16 protein-coding genes are annotated in these 16,800 nt (G+C 50.8%); 8 read left to right on the top strand and 8 right to left on the bottom strand.

All coding sequences use genetic code 11. The features are described 5' to 3' along the window. Both HZB31_08455 and nifH read right to left on the bottom strand, forming a co-directional pair. A partial coding sequence (locus tag HZB31_08455; GenBank protein MBI5847964.1) for a nitrogenase molybdenum-iron protein alpha chain occupies nucleotides 1-387 on the bottom strand: 387 nt, incomplete at its 3' end. A gap of 127 nt (nucleotides 388-514) precedes the next feature. Next, entirely contained in the window at nucleotides 515-1,354 is an 840-nt protein-coding gene (gene nifH / locus HZB31_08460) for a nitrogenase iron protein (GenBank protein ID MBI5847965.1), read from the bottom strand. A 232-nt stretch (nucleotides 1,355-1,586) separates the two neighbouring features. Between nifH and HZB31_08465 the strand changes: the two genes are divergently transcribed. The 3 genes from HZB31_08465 to HZB31_08475 are packed head-to-tail and all read left to right on the top strand — an operon-like array spanning nucleotide 1,587 to nucleotide 3,494. Beyond that, on the top strand, nucleotides 1,587-2,147 hold the full coding sequence (locus tag HZB31_08465) for a nitroreductase family protein (protein ID MBI5847966.1): 561 nt from the start codon (nucleotides 1,587-1,589) through the stop codon (nucleotides 2,145-2,147). 6 nt (nucleotides 2,148-2,153) lie between these two features. Continuing rightward, on the top strand, nucleotides 2,154-2,861 hold the full coding sequence (locus HZB31_08470) for a 16S rRNA (uracil(1498)-N(3))-methyltransferase (GenBank protein MBI5847967.1): 708 nt from the start codon (nucleotides 2,154-2,156) through the stop codon (nucleotides 2,859-2,861). A gap of 3 nt (nucleotides 2,862-2,864) precedes the next feature. Continuing rightward, a complete protein-coding gene (locus HZB31_08475) occupies nucleotides 2,865-3,494 on the top strand; it encodes a PHP domain-containing protein (GenBank protein MBI5847968.1) in 630 nt (209 codons plus the stop codon). Nucleotides 3,495-3,509: 15 nt separating this feature from the next. On the opposite strand, the gene HZB31_08480 is transcribed toward HZB31_08475, so the two are convergent. Next, the gene (locus HZB31_08480) at nucleotides 3,510-3,869 is read right to left on the bottom strand and encodes a hypothetical protein (protein MBI5847969.1); all 360 of its coding nucleotides are present in this window, start codon (nucleotides 3,867-3,869) and stop codon (nucleotides 3,510-3,512) included. A gap of 170 nt (nucleotides 3,870-4,039) precedes the next feature. Here HZB31_08480 and HZB31_08485 point away from each other — a divergent pair, with 170 nt between their 5' ends. Beyond that, nucleotides 4,040-5,377 carry a sigma-54-dependent Fis family transcriptional regulator gene (locus HZB31_08485; protein ID MBI5847970.1) on the top strand — a complete coding sequence of 446 codons (1,338 nt, stop codon included), beginning with the start codon at nucleotides 4,040-4,042 and terminating at the stop codon, nucleotides 5,375-5,377. Between the two features lie 27 nt (nucleotides 5,378-5,404). Beyond that, entirely contained in the window at nucleotides 5,405-6,244 is an 840-nt protein-coding gene (locus HZB31_08490; GenBank protein MBI5847971.1) for a M28 family peptidase, read from the top strand. A 60-nt stretch (nucleotides 6,245-6,304) separates the two neighbouring features. On the opposite strand, the gene HZB31_08495 is transcribed toward HZB31_08490, so the two are convergent. The 3 genes from HZB31_08495 to HZB31_08505 form a co-directional block, all read right to left on the bottom strand. Then, nucleotides 6,305-8,593 carry a PAS domain-containing protein gene (locus tag HZB31_08495; protein MBI5847972.1) on the bottom strand — a complete coding sequence of 763 codons (2,289 nt, stop codon included), beginning with the start codon at nucleotides 8,591-8,593 and terminating at the stop codon, nucleotides 6,305-6,307. Nucleotides 8,594-8,772: 179 nt separating this feature from the next. Then, complete coding sequence (locus tag HZB31_08500; GenBank protein MBI5847973.1) at nucleotides 8,773-10,239, bottom strand: DegQ family serine endoprotease; 1,467 nt, start codon at nucleotides 10,237-10,239, stop codon at nucleotides 8,773-8,775. 96 nt (nucleotides 10,240-10,335) lie between these two features. Next, on the bottom strand, nucleotides 10,336-10,926 hold the full coding sequence (locus HZB31_08505; protein ID MBI5847974.1) for an Hsp20 family protein: 591 nt from the start codon (nucleotides 10,924-10,926) through the stop codon (nucleotides 10,336-10,338). Nucleotides 10,927-11,306: 380 nt separating this feature from the next. Here HZB31_08505 and HZB31_08510 point away from each other — a divergent pair, with 380 nt between their 5' ends. The 3 genes from HZB31_08510 (at nucleotide 11,307) to HZB31_08520 (ending at nucleotide 14,053) form a co-directional block, all read left to right on the top strand. After that, nucleotides 11,307-12,578: a DNA helicase UvrD gene (locus HZB31_08510; GenBank protein MBI5847975.1), complete on the top strand. Its 1,272-nt coding sequence runs from the start codon at nucleotides 11,307-11,309 to the stop codon at nucleotides 12,576-12,578. 78 nt (nucleotides 12,579-12,656) lie between these two features. After that, the gene (locus HZB31_08515; GenBank protein ID MBI5847976.1) at nucleotides 12,657-13,460 is read left to right on the top strand and encodes a dienelactone hydrolase family protein; all 804 of its coding nucleotides are present in this window, start codon (nucleotides 12,657-12,659) and stop codon (nucleotides 13,458-13,460) included. An 8-nt stretch (nucleotides 13,461-13,468) separates the two neighbouring features. After that, nucleotides 13,469-14,053 (top strand): NAD(P)H-dependent oxidoreductase, encoded by a 585-nt coding sequence (locus HZB31_08520; protein MBI5847977.1) that lies wholly within the window; start codon nucleotides 13,469-13,471, stop codon nucleotides 14,051-14,053. An 85-nt stretch (nucleotides 14,054-14,138) separates the two neighbouring features. Here the strand turns inward: HZB31_08520 and HZB31_08525 are convergent, their stop codons facing one another. Both HZB31_08525 and HZB31_08530 read right to left on the bottom strand, forming a co-directional pair. Then, complete coding sequence (locus HZB31_08525; GenBank protein MBI5847978.1) at nucleotides 14,139-15,356, bottom strand: class I tRNA ligase family protein; 1,218 nt, start codon at nucleotides 15,354-15,356, stop codon at nucleotides 14,139-14,141. Nucleotides 15,357-15,382: 26 nt separating this feature from the next. Next, nucleotides 15,383-16,753, bottom strand: coding sequence for an MATE family efflux transporter (locus tag HZB31_08530; protein ID MBI5847979.1), 1,371 nt, complete (start codon nucleotides 16,751-16,753; stop codon nucleotides 15,383-15,385). Nucleotides 16,754-16,800 lie beyond the last annotated feature (47 nt).

Raw genomic sequence — 16,800 nt, forward strand, 5'->3', positions numbered from 1 at the left:
CCCTTTGTCGCCGCCATACACGATATTCTTCTCCTGAAAATCTGTGGTGATATGCATGGTGCCGAAGGTATCGATGCCGGTCTGGCCGTTATAATAGTTGCGGCGCGACCACCAGCTGTACTGGCCGCAGCCGATAGGGCCGTGGCTGACCGTGATCTGGTCTTTTACAGGACCCCAGACAACACCTTTTGCCCCTGCGTACGCGCAGCCCCTGACCGTCATAACGCCTGGCCGGGACTTGACGTTCGACTTCACCTGACAGGTGCTGCACTGGCCCGACGGATCGTTTGCTGCAAGATGCTTTGCCCGGTCCTTCTTCGACTTCTCCGGGTAGGCATCCAGGACTTCCTCTATCATCTTCTGTGTATCTTTAATTGCCGTGCTCATTTCATTCTCCTTTGTATTAGCTATCAGCGTTCAGCAATCAGTCTTAACGACAGCCTATAACGGTCATTACAAATCGCCTGCCTTTTTTCTTGTTTTAGCTGACGGCTGAGCGCTGAGTGCTTATTTCCTACGCTGCCTCTTCTTTTTCCATAATGCCGTAATCCATAAGCAGCCTCTCCAGTTCATCCATGGTGATGGGTGTCGGAATCACGAAGTTCTTATTGTCAGCTATTTTCCGGGCAAGCTCACGGTATTCGTTCGCCTGAGGGTGATCGGGCGCATAATCGATGACAGTCTTTCTCCGAAGCTCTGCGCGCTGAACCTCGTTGTCGCGCGGTACAAAGTGGATCATCTGGGTGCCAAGCTTGCTCGCCAGCTCTGAGATGAGCTCAAACTCCATATCTGTCTTGCGGCTGTTGCAGATCAGGCCGCCAAGGCGCACGCCGCCTGACTGGGCATATTTAAGAACGCCGCGTGAGATATTGTTCGCAGCATACATGGCCATCATTTCACCGGAGGTGACGATGTAGATCTCTTTTGCCTTGCCTTCGCGGATCGGCATCGCAAACCCGCCGCAGACCACGTCGCCCAACACATCATAGAAAATAAATTCCGTATCATCGCCGTATGCGCCGTTTTCCTCAAGAAAGTTTATGGCCGTTATAACGCCGCGGCCCGCGCAGCCAACTCCCGGCTCAGGGCCGCCGGACTCAGCGCACCTGATGCCCTTGAACCCGGTAAGCAGCACTTCATCCAGATCCAGGTCCTCTACCTTGCCCTTTTCACGTGCCATGTCCATGACCGTGTTCTGCATCTTGCGGTTGAGGATAAGCCGCGTTGAGTCCGCCTTTGGGTCGCAGCCTATGATCATGCACTTGCGGCCCGCCTCTGCGAGTGCTGCCACCAAATTCTGCGTTGTTGTTGACTTGCCGATGCCGCCCTTGCCGTAGATTGCAATCTGTCTCATGTAATCCTCCTTAGACAATAGTTTGTAATTCTTCTTCATCGACTATTTTGCAATTGATATGCCACCCATGAAATCCCTGCAATTACACGCTTTCCTGAAACTCTGCGATATTACGGTGAGACATTAATGTCTGCTAACAAACAATACTGTTAGTGCGGCAAATACGAACGGAGCTGTCAATTTGTCTCAGGAGCACCGGTACCTGTGGTATAGTTTCTTAGGGAGGTGTTATATGGAACTTTTCGAGGCGATTCAGACAAGAAGAAGTGTGCGGAAATTTTCGGACAGGCCGGTAGAAGAAGAAAAACTGCAGCAGCTCCTTGAGGCGGTCAGGATGGCACCGTCATGGGCCAATATGCAGTGCTGGCGCTTTGTCGTGGTGAAGGAGACTGCAACAAAACAGCAGATCAGCGAGCTCTCCTATGTCGAGTCTTTTTTTGCTCCCAAGGGCTATAAGGTCAATCCCGCAAAGAAGGCCCTTGCCGAAGCCCCGGTAGTTATCGTTGCCTGCGCAGACCCGGTAAAGTCCGGGGTATTGTGGGAGCAGACGTACTACATGACCGATCTGGGCATCGCCTGCCAGAACCTCTGGCTTGCGGCCCGGGGGCTCGGTCTTGGCACGGTCTTTGTCGGTGTTTTCGATGAGTCAAAGCTGAGGGAGCTTCTTGGCATCCCATCGGATATCAGGGTCGTCGGACTTTTCCCTCTCGGCTATCCCCTTGAGGAAAAAACAGGAGGCCCTGCCCGGAAGCCGCTTGGCGAGATCGTTTTTACGGAGAAATGGCCGAGTTAATTCTGCATGAACCTTATTCTTCTTTCTGAAGACGATTTTGTTGGGCAGAACTGCGTCCAGGTGCAGGGTCGCAGACTAAAACACATACTCGAAGTCCACAAGGCCTCTCCGGGAGATCAACTTTCGGTAGGCCTGCTGAACGGCCCCCTCGGCAAGGGAACCGTAACCACACTGACGCCTGAGGCCATCACCCTTGAACTGCATCTTGACCAGAAGCCGCCCGCTCCGCTTCCTGTGATACTTATCCTCGCTCTGCCTCGCCCCAAGGTTCTGAAACGGGTGCTTATTGCTGCGTCTTCCATGGGTGCAAAGAAGATCGTTCTCATGAACGCCTATCGGGTTGAAAAGAGCTTCTGGAAGAGCCCCCTGCTGACCAAAGAGCGCATTGACGAATATCTGAGCCTCGGACTTGAACAGGCAAAAGATACCCTCATGCCCGAGGTTCAACTCAAACCTCTGTTTAAGCCGTTTGTCGAAGACGAACTGCCGGCGATCATACAGGAGCGTCTTGCGCTGGTGGCCCATCCTGCGGCCGAGCATCCCTGTCCCCGGAATCTGAATCAACCTGCGGCTGTCGCGATAGGCCCGGAAGGGGGTTTCATTGCCTACGAGATTGAAAAGCTCTCCTCCATCGGGTTCATGCCGATCAGCCTCGGTCAACGCCCCCTGCGCGTTGAAACAGTTGTGCCTGCCCTGCTTTCAAAGTTATTCTAAGACATGCCGTGTAATATCGATCTTCATGTCCATTCAGTAAACAGCGGGGACAATCCGACCGATCCAGAGGAAGTAGTCCTGCAGGCTATCAAACGCGGATTAGACGGCATCGCCTTCACGGAACATTATTATTACGAGGCGTCCGAAGGCGTCGAACTTCTGCGCGAGAAATACGGCAGCAGGATCATGCTCTTCAGGGGTGTTGAGTTCTCTGCCGCTGAAGGCCACTGCCTCGTCTTCGGCGTAAACACGGACATGCTGTCGATTAAATATGCACCTATTGCAGACCTGATAAAGATAGTTAACGGACATGGAGGCATTGTGATCCCGTCACATCCTTTTCGCGGAGTCAACAGCATCGGCAACATGATAATGAAACTGGAGGGGCTCTGCGCCCTGGAGGGATTCAACGGCTGCAACATGCACCACTTTAACCAGAAGGCTGTTGATACAGCACAGGCACTGAACCTCCCTTTCACAGGAGGTTCAGATGCACATGCTGCCGGGGAAATCGGGTCGTGCTACACTGAGTTCTCTGATGCCGTTACCTACGACAATTTCATTGACTGCCTGAAACAGGGCAGATACCACGGCATTGACACCCGCAAGATAAGCAGGCTCTGGCCGTTCTGATATGACTGCCTTTGCTCAGGCTGCTGACAGGACTGCGTCCGCCACGTTAATTTCCTGCGGCGCGCGCTTTTCTTTAAGCACAAGATACAGCCCGAGGTTTCCTTTCAGATCGTAATCAAAGGCGACTGTTTCTCTCACAAGCACTGAGACTGTATAGGCGAGGTCTTCGAGTTTTTGGCCAAGCCCGTCTTGTGTGCGGTCTTCCAGATCATAAATTTCGAGAATGTCGATAATGTCTTCGATGTCACCGGTGTTATAGGATTCAAGAGCCACTTTGCCGCCTGGGGGGACCATGCCGTCCAGCCTCTGCTTTGCGTTTGTGATCTGGAACTTCACCCTCATAAGGCATACGTTGTATATCTTTGCATCATCCATGATCCTTCTCCTTGACGGTTATAGTGCTAAAAAAACCGGTTTCCGATCTTTCCTCTATAGTTGCAACCGCCATGCCAACAGCAATATCCTTTAAAACCAGGGAGTTCTCATGGCCACCAAAGCGCCCATTGATTAATATATTATCAGTATGTATAATTAATATACAAAAGATGGAAAAGATTGCACTGATCAGCAAAGACCGGTCACTATTCAAGGAGCTTTCAGGGGTTCTGCTAAAAGGCACGAAACTTACCGAAGGCACTCCGGAAAGCGATGGGTCTTTTGTCTTTTTCGATATCGATACCATGCGGCCGGGTATGATCAGGGAACTGACCGACAGCCACTATGTTATGGCAGTCACAAAGCAGAAGCGGACAGAGCGGGTCATGGAAGCCGCGACTTTCGGCGCCTATGAGGTGATACAGCGGCCGCTCACGCCCGAGGCGATTGCCGGCCTTCTTGAAGAGCTTCAGGAATTCCGTGACGAAATCCGGGACCATATCCCGATTGCGCCACTGCCTCCTACGCCGACCTGTGCAATCGTAGGCAGCTCACCGATCATCATGGATGTCTGCAAAAAACTGGCGAGGCTCTCGCAGGTTGATGCACCGGTGCTGATCACGGGAGAAACAGGGACCGGCAAGGAGCTGATCGCAGAATCGATAGCCCAGCTTTCATCGCGCTTTGGGAAACCCTTTGTTGTCGTTAATTGCGCGGCAGTGCCAGAGGCCCTGCTGGAGTCGGAGCTCTTCGGTTTTGAAAAGGGCTCCTTTACCGGAGCGGTCGCATCAAAGGAAGGCATGCTCAAGATCGCCGATGAGGGTTCTGTATTTTTTGATGAAGTAGGGGAACTGCCCCTGCCCCTTCAGGCGAAGCTTCTCCGCTTTCTCCAGACCCAGGCATTTTATCCCCTCGGCAGCACAAAGGAGGTCCAGGTAAATGTGCGGGTGCTCTCGGCAACAAACAGAAATCTCGAAGCAATGGTTAAACAGGGCACATTCAGGGAAGATCTTTATCACCGGCTCCGTGTCACGACGATCCATATCCCGCCGCTTCGGGAGCGCAGAAAAGATATTCTTCCGCTTGTCCAGTTCTTCCTGAACCGCTACAAACAGACAGCGCCGCGCCATATCAGGGGATTTACCCGGCAGTTTTCCAGGCGGCTCAGTTCCCATGACTGGCCCGGAAACATCCGGGAGCTTGAAAACACGATACGGTCTGCCCTGGCACTCGCCAGAACGCCTTATCTTACGACACATGAACTGAGCGAACTCGGTTCTCATGCAGTCCCCCAACAGGCGGAAGCTGAATCACTCGGCACGGCAGTCACTTCCTTTGTGAAACAGGCGATAGAAAATAAGGAACGAGGCATGTATGACCGTGTCCATGACGAGGTTGACCGCGCGCTTATTTCCTATGTCCTCAGCCACGTGCATGAGAACCAGTCAGAGGCAGCCCGCCTGCTAGGCATCAGCAGACTCACTCTCAGGAAGAAACTGAAATACTGAACGATGGATATGATAAAGGATAATGTCATGGCTACGGTTTCTCTTCTTGCCGGAGAGATCGGACAGAGAAGCTGGAAAGATCTGGACAAGCTCGCCCGATCAGCCGATTTCATCGAAGAGAAGCTCAAAAGTTCGGGATGCGAAACCGTCCGTCAAGCCTTCACCTTCAGGGACAATACCTACCACAATATTATCACCGAGATCCGGGGTAGCGAGCCAGACTGCCAGGGACTCCTTGTGGTCGGTGCTCACTACGACTCCTGTGAGGGAACACCAGGAGCGGACGACAATGCAAGCGCAGTAGCTGCACTGCTCGAAATTGCACGCCTGACAAGGGAAAGGCCTCTCAGGAGAACTGTGCGTTACGTTGCCTACTGCCTCGAAGAACCGCCTGCATATATGACACACCATATGGGCAGTTATGTCCATGCAGAGAGCCTTCATGATGAAGGGACAATGGTCTTTGGCATGATCTCGCTTGAGATGCTGGGTTATTTCAGTGAAGACAAAGGGTCGCAATACTACCCGTCGTCGCTGTTTAAGCCCTTCTACCCTGACATTGGTAATTTCATCGCCTTTGTCGGCAACTTCTCTTCGCGGATCTTCTCAAACAGCTTCAAGGCCGCCTTCACCTCTGTTTCGTCATTCCCGGTCGAATCCCTCAACGGTTTCTCGATTATTCCAGGCGTGGACTTCTCTGACCACAGGAATTACTGGAAATTCGGTGTTCCTGCCTTTATGATCACGGACACTTCATTCTATCGCAACCCGAATTACCACGATTCCGGCGATCTGCCGGATACGCTGGACTACGACCGGCTTGCCCTTCTCACCAGAGATCTCTACGAAGCATTGCAAATCGTATAGCACTGAAACAGATCGATGAATATCGGATTCCGTTCAATCTTTGCGTAATATGCAAAACGCTTATCCATGGTCAAGCATCTCCCTCATTTTTCGGAGCAGCTCAGATGGCTTGACCGGTTTCATGATGAGTTCCTCTCCCTCATCAAGTTCCCCGCGCGCCTGAATGATGTCAGCGGTATAGCCGCTGGTAAAGAGAATTTTTGCCTTCGGATGCATTTGTCTGATCTGCCTGGCAGCATCCCTGCCGTTCAGCTTTGGCATAACAATGTCCATAAGGACAAGCTGGATCCTGTCACGATGTTCTTTATACCTTTCGACGGCATCCTGCCCGTCTTCAGCCACAATTATGTCGTAGTCAAATTTGCTGAGTGCGTCCAGCACAACTCCACGCACATCCTCATCATCTTCCGCCACCAGAATTGTTCCACCGCCTGTTACGTGAAAGTCCGGAGATGTAATACCCTCATACTTGACCTCAGAATCAGAGATGGGAATATATACCCTGAACACAGTCCCGTCTCCCGGCGCGCTCATAACATCGATATAGCCATTGTGCTGCTTAACAATCCCATAGACAATAGCAAGCCCGAGACCTGTCCCTTTCCCGATTTCCTTGGTAGTAAAATAGGGTTCGAATATTTTTTGTCTCGTTTTCTCATCCATCCCCTCGCCAGTGTCAGAAACCGTAAGCACGGCATAGTGGCCAGGCGTACCATAGCCATGGGTTTCTATAAATGCGTGACCTATCGTATCGCGAGACAGATCCATGGTCAACTGTCCGCCGCCTGGCATCGCATCTCTGGCATTGGCAGCCAGATTCATCATAATCTGCTCAAGCTGGCCGCTATCCGCTGAAACCGTGAGGGGTTCGTCGGCCAGGGCAATGTTAAGACAAATATCCTCACCGATGATTCTTTTGAGAAACTTCTCAAAATTATGAAGGATTGGATTCAGATCGAACACCCGGAGATTAAGCGGCTGTTTACGGCTGAACGTCAGGAGGCTTTTGGTCAGGCGGGCAGCACGATCTGCTGCAGCATGCATCTTTTCAATATTAAGACGCAACGGGTCATTCTTCTCAATACGCATGAGCGTCAATTCGCTATAGCCCGTGATTACCGAGAGGATATTGTTAAAGTCGTGGGCCACCCCGCCGGCGAGCTGACCTATTACCTCCATCTTTTGTGAATGCCGGAGCTGTTCCTCCAGTCGCCTGCGTTCAGTGATATCGCGGGAGACGCCGATTAAGCCGCCTGCCTTTCCTTCATCATCATGGAACGGTGTCTTGATCGTCTCCAGGATCGCCTGCCTTCCGTCCTGAAGAGTGCGCAGCCGTTCATAGGAGCAGGACATCTGCGTGCTGATACACTCCAGATCAGTCCTGCGTATGATCTCAACCAAAGCAGGATCCGGCTCAAAATCCCTGTCAGTGAACCCGATAATCTCTTCTTGTGGTTTGCCGATAATACTGCTGGCATAGTTTTGATTGCAGCCCAGGTAGACACCCTGTACATCCTTATAAAAAAGCATGTCAGGGATGGTATCCAGCATGCTCTGAAGGAACTGCTGTTTTCCTTTTAACTGCCGTGTAATCTCCCACCAGTAGACCCCAACAAGAAGTGCGATCGCAGCAATATGGAGGCAATGCCGCAACGGGGCAAATACAGGGGCATAACGATCATTGTGCAGATCATTTACCGCCTGAAGTGCATCATCCATGAAGAAGAAGAAAAAAGCAATAAACGCCAGCCAGGGAAATTTTATCGACCTTGTCTTTGAATACAGAAACGAATTAAGAATCAGGAAGCAGACAAAAGCCCCCAACAGACGAAATACCAGATCACCGGAAAAGTCGTGAAACGCAGCACCGATAAAGAGGTCGCTATTGAGTGAGGCACGGGCAGTCGCATCCAGAAACCTTACCCACAGCGGGGCGATAACGATGTAAACAGCTAGCGTCAGGAGCGAACTGCAGATCAAAAAGAAGCGTGAGAAGCGTTCAAAGCTGAAATAGAAGCGAAGAAAGGCATAGCCCATGAGGATAATTGAAAGTATGGCAACTGCATGCTCCAGTGGCGGATAATAGCGAAAAATCGTAGGGAAGGAGATATATCCGCGAAAGCTGCCGTATTCGGCAGTAAACATAAAAAGTTCCCTGCTGGCGCCGACTGCGGCAGAAATCGAAAAATAGAGATGCCTGCGGTCTGCCGTGGTACGCCACATCAGCGAGGACACCAGTAAAAGCACCACCCAGAAGAAAGTAGCCAGAAGAAAGCGTACTACATTGTTGGCAGGGTCTCCCGGCCCGCCTCCAAATTGTGTTAGGATCAGAATCAGTTCCTGAAGCATGGGGGATCTCCATAATTCGCAGCGAGTTGCATTTACGATACGCTGAAAGACTGTTATATTATGGTTTTGGCTCTACCGTGTCAATCCGGCCTCTGTTGACTGCTCTCCTGTCTGAGACAAACAAAAAGCAGGGCAGGAGGTAGTCTTTCCTGCCCTGCTTATGCTGTTTGGTTTGACTATTATCGGGCAGAGAGTGAGAGATAGGTGACCGAGCCGTTTCTGAAGACAAGCAGCAGGACATCCTCTGCGGACTTGATTTTCGATACAATAGCCTCATAGTCCTTTGCGCTGGTTATCTTCCTGCGGTTGACTTCCACAATAACATCCTTGGGCAGCAGCAGTCCTCCGGCAGGGCTTCCCTCTTCGATGTCTGCAACAACAACCCCTGATATTCTCGCCGGTATATCGAGACTTTTTTTCAGTTCAGGGGTAAGCCCCTGCACAATGACTCCCTTGAGAAGATTGTCGAATCCTCCATGAAGCTTCTGCTGATCTGCCGGAAGTTCGGCAATGGCAACATCGAGTGCCTTAATTTTGCCGTCGCGCATGACTTTAATCGCAGCCTTTTTGCCGGGAGGAGTTGCAGCCACATTATTTCTCAGACTTGCAGGATCAGTCACTTCCCTGCCATCGAACTCTATGATGACATCGCCATTCTGAATCCCGGCTTTTTCAGCAGGGCTCTCTTCCACGACATCGCCCACAAGGGCTCCTTTATCGTCCTTGATATTGAACTGCTTTGCAAGATCAGGAGTGACAGGCTGTATTGATACCCCGAGCCAGCCCCTGACAACCTTCCCTTTCTGAATGAGGTTATCCATCACGGCCTTTGCCATGCTGCTGGGGATCGCAAAACCGATTCCCTGATAACCGCCTGAGGTGCTGAATATGGCCGTATTGATACCGATGAGTTCTCCTTTCACGTTAACGAGCGCTCCTCCTGAATTGCCGGGATTTATCGGGGCGTCAGTTTGAATAAAATCTTCATAGTCGGCAATGCCTACATTTGCCCTGCCTGTTGCGCTGACAATACCAGATGTTACCGTCTGGTTCAGTCCAAAGGGGTTGCCGACCGCAATGACGGTCTCCCCGACCCTCAGTCTGTCCGAATCACCGATCCTCAGCACAGGGAGATGGTTCGAATCTATCTTGATCACGGCAAGGTCAGTTTTTGTGTCTGTGCCGATCACCTTGCCCTTGAACTCTCTCTTGTCAGACAACTTGACCTTAATCTCATCGGCATCCTTGATCACATGGTTGTTGGTCAATATATAGCCGTCTTTATCCACTATTACGCCGGAACCGAGACCAGACGACTTATGTTCTCGCGGCCTTCTGGGCTGCCCGAATTCATCGCCGAAAAATCTCCGGAAAAACGGATCGTCAAAGAAGGGCGACTGCATGCCGGATATTTTTATCGTTTTTGTCGAAGAAATATTTACAACTGCAGGTTTCACGGCAGCAGCAACTTCGGCCATAGCTTTTCCTGTCCTGGAAAGGATATCAATAGACTCTTTCGATATAGCCGGTTCCTGCGTATGGCCGTTTGAGAGCAGATTGAAGTTTGAAGATATGCCGAGGCCTATGATAAGCCCGACCAGTATAAGTGTTGCAGCGTACATTAACGTGCGTTTTTTCTCTGTCATTTTTTTCACCTCATGAGTCTGTTGCAGTTTAATAGTCCTGAAATTCTGTTGTTTTGATGCAGTTCATGACTTTTCTCATTCCCAACCGGAGAACTGCTACTGCCCGGCCCTTACCTCAATTTTTCTTGTTTTTGCCTTTTCTGCCCTGGGAAGTATCAGTCGTAAAACACCATTTTTTACCGTAGCCTGGATCCTGTCCCTGTCGATCTCATCAGAAAGCGTAAAGCGGCGGTGATAGTCGCCGATGCCATACTCTGATATGACAAGCCTCATTCCCTGAGGGATATCCGGATCTACCTTTCCATAGATTTCGAGGATGTTCTTTTCAAGGGTAATATCCACGGAAGATTCATCAACACCGGGCATATCCGCGATTACTGTCGTTTCATCCTTGCCCTCGATGATATCTACTGCCGGAGTATAGACCCGCCGCTCACGCGTCCTTTCTTCCCGTTGTTCAGCGACTGCCTCTCTCGGCAGAACGATCGTGAGCACACCCTTCTGATACTTCGCCTCAACCCTGCTGTTTTCTACCCTGAAGGGCAGAACAATATTCTTCGAAAACTGCCCGGTCCAGCGTTCCCGCCGGTGATAAGTCTCTTCAGCCTTAGGATCATCACTATGGCGTTTCCCCTTGATCGTAAGCACCTCATCAGCGACCGAGATATCAATATCCTCACGATTCATCCCTGGCACCTCGGTTGTCACAACTGCCTTGTCAGCAGAAGTCCATGCATTAACATGCGGAAAATCACGGTCATTCTGTGAACCCATCCTCGATAAGTCCCTGCTCATTCGTTCGAACTCCCGCCAGGGGTCGATGAACCTTCCAAGTCTTTCAAATTCCGACCATAACATGTCTAATCCTCCTAATATAATGTTTTAAAACAACTAATTGGCACTCTTAATTGACGAGTGCTAATTTTATTTATCATAAAAAAACTGGCTCTGTCAAGCCCCCAAAAAGAGCATCACGTACCGTATTGAAATTACTGCAATGGATCTTACCTGAAGTGGATTTGAACACCTGTTTCTGCCCCAGATTCCGCTTCATGCTATAATCTCCCATGCGTTTTATTGCCGACCTGCATATCCATTCGAAATATTCCCGCGCAACCAGCAGGGACCTCAATCCCGAGAACCTCTGGAAATGGGCACAGCTCAAAGGCATCTCTGTAGTCGGTTCAGGAGATTTCACGCATCCGCAGTGGATCAAAGAACTTGAGGAGAAACTTGGGCCTGCAGGCAATGGACTTTTCAGCCTGAAAAAAGCCTTTGAAACAGATGACGTGCCTGACTCCTGCAGAGCAGATGTCTCGTTCATGCTTTCAGCAGAGATCAGCTGCATCTATAAGAAGAATGACAAGACCCGGAAGATCCATAGCGTCATTCTTGCACCCGGTTTTTCAGCGGCAGAGAAGATCAATGCCCGGCTGAAACAGATCGGCAACCTCCATTCAGACGGCAGGCCGATACTCGGGCTTGATGCAAAGGAGCTTCTTAAGATCGTTCTTGATATATCGCCTGATGCCATGGTCATTCCAGCCCATGCCTGGACGCCTCACTTTTCGGTCTTTGGCGCAGTATCCGGCTTTGACAGCCTTGAAGAATGCTATGAAGAACTGACGCCCCACATTCATGCCATCGAGACGGGCCTCTCGTCCGACCCGCTTATGAACTGGAGACTGTCCGCGCTCGACAATATCACGCTTATCTCGAACTCTGATGCCCACTCGCCGTCAAAATTGGGCCGCGAGGCAAATGTATTGGAGACGGAGATTTCGTATGGCGCAATCACTGATGCACTTAAGACACGGAAAGGATTTTCAGGGACGATCGAGTTTTTCCCTGAGGAAGGCAAATACCATTATGACGGCCACAGGGCCTGCGATGTGAGCTTTACGCCAAAGGAATCGATCAGGTATAACAACATCTGCCCGGTCTGCAGCAAGAAGCTCACGATCGGCGTTATGCATAGGGTCGATAAACTGGCCGACAGAGACGAAGGCTTTCGGCCAAAAGACGCGCCCCCCTTCCATTCGATCATCCCGCTCGTAGAGATTATCGGAGAGGCATTGAGTGTCGGCCCATCCAGCAAGAAGGTGGCGGCAATGTATTTTAATCTGCTTAGCGCTCTTGGAAATGAGTTTACGATCCTCCTGGATACCCCTCTTACTGAAATCGAAAACGCAGGTTCTGCAAAAATAGCCGAGGCCATTGCAAAAATGCGCTCCGGAGATATATCGATCGCTCCAGGATATGACGGCGAGTTCGGCAAGATCAGGATATTTGAACAATTCAAAAAGAAAGAGCCCAAAGGACAGACAAGCCTTTTTTAGATATCTTCACAGCCATCTTCCGTTTTTCTCCTGAAGCGATATAATGGTAATATGCATCATATTCAAAGGAGGCCTGCCATGAAAACATCTCTCTCTCTGATCTTCTGCATACTCTCAATTGTGCTTCTGACTTCCGTTGCCAATGCGACCATCCGTACTCAAGCTGTCGAATACAGGGATGGAGATGCGATTCTTGAGGGATACCTCGCGTACGATGATGACATGCACCACAAAAAAATGCCGGGAGTGCTAGTTGTACACGAATGGATGGGGCTCGGCGCGTATGAGAAAGGCAGGGCAGAGCAGCTTGCTGCCTTGGGCTATGTGGCCTTTGCAGCGGATATCTATGGCAAGGGCATCAGGCCGAAGGACGGAAAGGAGGCTGCGGAATTTGCCGGTAAATATCGCGGAGGCGACCGTAAGGTGCTCCGCTCCCGCGTAAATGCAGCGCTCGATGTCCTGAAAAAACAACTATTGGTAGATACGACAAAGACCGCTGCAATCGGATATTGTTTCGGCGGCACAACCGTGCTTGAGCTTGCGCGAAGCGGCGCCGACACTCTGGGCGTTGTGAGCTTCCATGGCGGCCTTGCCACCTCTATGCCCACTGATGCGAAGAATATCAAAGGCAAGGTGCTGGCTCTGCATGGCGGGGACGATCCCTTTGTAAAGGCCGAGGAAGTGCTGTCCTTTCAGGACGAGATGCGCAAGGCAGGTGTGGACTGGCAGTTTGTGAGTTATGGCAATGCTGTTCACAGTTTCAGCAATCCTGCTTCGGGCAATGACAACAGCAAGGGGGCTGCTTACAATGAGAAGGCTGACAAGCGGTCCTGGGCTGCGATGAAGACGTTCTTCAAGGAAATCTTCGGCGATAAGAAATGAGCGCGAAGATGAATTATCTTATCCTCTATGCCCATCCGAACCCCAAGAGCTTTAACCATGCCATCTTTGAGGCGGTCATGGACACACTCGCAGAGGCCGGGAAGGAAGTCTTTGTGCGCGATCTGTACGCACAGAATTTCAACCCTGTGCTGTCACTTAATGACCTGGCTGATATGATGCAGGGAAAGCTTCCGCCTGAAGTAAAGGCAGAGCAGGAGTATATCAGCTCAGCGGATATGGTCATTGTGATCTATCCGCTCTGGTGGGCAGGCATGCCCGCGATCCTGAAGGGATATATAGACAGGGTCTTTACCGAGGGCTTTGCCTATCGTATCAACGGGCCGGATCTTGAAGGCCTGCTGAAGGGGAAGAAGGTGCTGCTGATCACAACGACCGGTGCGCCGCAGGAGATGTATGAAGCGTCAGGCATGTTTAAAAGCATAGGCCAGACCACCGGAGAAGGCATCTTCCAGTTTACCGGCATGGAACTGATCGCACATAAATATCTCTGTGCAATACCATATGTAACGGATGAAGACAGGAGGAAGATGCTCGAAGAGGTGAGGGAATTGATTCAGAAAATACTGTTGTAAAACAATGCACCCAAAACGGCGAGGATGGTTTCATCGTTCCTCGCCGAATGTTTGTTCGCCCCTACGTCTTCCTTCCGCCTTCAACTCAGAAAAGGACCTGCAAAACCTCATCGATCTTTTTCAAAACCTTGATAATCCCTGCGGCCTGAGGCGCAGACAGCGACGGCAGATCGATCTTTTTCAGTGTCTCCTGCATCGCGTCAAAGGCGGGCTTTACACTCATATCATTATCCATGGAAAATTCAAAAGCCGTTTTAAGACTCTCGGAGATCTGCGAGTCTGCAGGTCTTGATGCGCCGGCCTTCTTCTTAGTCAACATCACGCAATTCCTGAAATCTCTCAGCCGCTCTGCTGCTGCCTTCATGGCATTGTCAGAATAGTTGAGCTTCTTCCGGTAGTGGCTGTACATAAGAAAGAATCGGATCTCCTGGGCAGAATAGCCTTTCTTGATGAGCATCTCCGTGTACAGGATATTACCCTTGGACTTGGACATCTTCTGGCCGTCAACATAAAGATGAGCACCATGCAGCCAGAACCGCGACATGGGATAGGGTTTGATCGATTCAAGTATGGCAAGGGAGTAGTCATGATGCCTGTACAGGTTGTCTATGCCGCCGCAGAAGGCAGCGAGGGTTCCGCTGAAATGGCGCAGTACCATGCTGGGGTCCTGCACGTTCCATGACGGCCTTCCCTCACCCAGTTCAGTCTTCCAGCAGGCCTTTTCGCTGATCTCGCAGCCGTGCCAGAGGACGAAATCTCCGTAGTTCCACTGTATGCCGGGATAGGTGTCCTTATGGAAACGTCTCTTCTTCTTCGGCCATTTTGACATGTCCAGTCCGAACAGTTTGCCGAAGCTGCGGACCTTCAGCGGGTCAAAGTAGATATTGCCGCCGAAGCTGTATGCAATCTTTCTTTCAAGCAGCCTCTTTATGATACAGACCGATTCGTCCACACATTCAGATGCACGGGGCATATACTGGGGCACCTTCATATTCAGCAGCTTCAGTTCTTTGATGAACTGCGCAATGTTTTTGTCGGTCAGTTTCTTTACCGAAGTTCCATATTTTTCTGCCTCTCTGATAGCCTTGTCCTCGATATCAGTGACCGCCATACCGCGCTCAACCGTGAAGCCCGAATATTCAAGGTACCGGACAAGGATATCCTCAAACAGAAAGGTCCTGAAATTGCCGATATGCGCACGCTGGTACACCGATGGGCCGCAGGTGAAGATTGAAGCACGCTTGTTGCCTACAGTCCTGAATGGTTCAAGTTTTCTGCCAAACGTATTGAACAATTTCAACATGGATAGTCCCCTCTTCGTAATTATGCTTATTCAACCTTCAGATGTTTCCACGATCCTTTATGGAACCGCGCTGACATTAGTATACCCTGTATACACATTGATATGACCATGGCCATCCAGACGCCTGAGGCGCCGTAATGCAGGACAAGCGCAAAAAACCATGCAAGAGGAAGTCTGATAAGCCACATGCATATACCGATCACCTTCAGAGTGCCCCGCGTGTCTCCTGCGCCCTGGAGCGCACCACCAAGAATAGCACTCATGGCCATAAAGGGTTCTGAAAACATATTGAACCGGAGATACCGCTCAGTCTCTTCAAGCACGTCCTGCCTGCTGGTTAGCAATGAGGCAAGCTGCCCGGCATTCAGGAAAAAGACAAGAGACAGCACGCTTATAATAAAGGCCCCGGAAAGTGCGATCTTCCAGCCTGCCTTTTCAGCCCGCCCAGGATCGCCTGCCCCAAGGTTCTGCCCAATAAGCACCGAAGCGGCCATATTCAGGGCAAAAGCAGGCAGATAGATGATCCCTTCGATCCTGAGCCCGTTGGATATGGATGCAAGGGCAGTAATGCTGCTGTCTTCAAGCCTGCCGAGTATGTTATAAAGGACGATGCTGCCTGCATTCCAGGTTATCTGGAGCATTGCAGCAGGCCATCCTATCCGTATGATCTTCCCTATCGTCTCCACCGAGGGTTTCCATGCCTCTGCAAAGAGCGCCCTCCATCTGCTAAAGCTGAAGAAGAGAAGGTTTAAGATCATGCCGATCATCAGAGATATCGCCGTAGCGGTTGCGATCCCCTTATAGCCGAGAGCCGGAAAGGGGCCGAGACCAAAGACTAGGCAAAAAACCGTGATCACGTTGATAATGGTCACAGCAGACATAGTCATGAGCGGTTTTTTTACTTCACCACTGGCGTTGAATATGGCATTGGATATGATCAGCACGTAGTTGGGTGCAAGGGCAAGCACAAAAATCCTGAAGAAGTCCCCGGCGATCTTTCTGATCTCGTATGGAACGCCCGCAAGGGCAATGATCTGCCTGTACATCAGGAACCCGGCAGTTGCAAGGATGACTGCGCAGACAAGGCTGAAGAGCAGGGACTGTCTGGCAATATGCAGCGCACGCGGATGATCATTGGCGCCGACAGCCCTCGAAATAAGCGCAAGGGTTCCGATGCTGACTGCATTGGCAACGATGACCACAAGAAAATAGAGCTGGCTGATGAAACCGACGGCAGCCTGGATCTGAGGGTTAAGCAGCCCGGCAACGTAGATATCCGTGAATCCGACAATAAAATTCAGGACCATGATGATCAGCATGGGCCATGAAAGCCGCCAAATGCTTTTCCAGAGACTCCCTGAAATGATACTTGCCTGCACTACCCGCGTCACTGACATAGGACTATTCTACCAGCAGGATCGCATCCAGGGGAGCCGGACTCCAA

It is taken from the genome of Nitrospirota bacterium (assembly GCA_016235245.1).
Taxonomy (GTDB): domain Bacteria; phylum Nitrospirota; class Thermodesulfovibrionia; order Thermodesulfovibrionales; family UBA6898; genus UBA6898.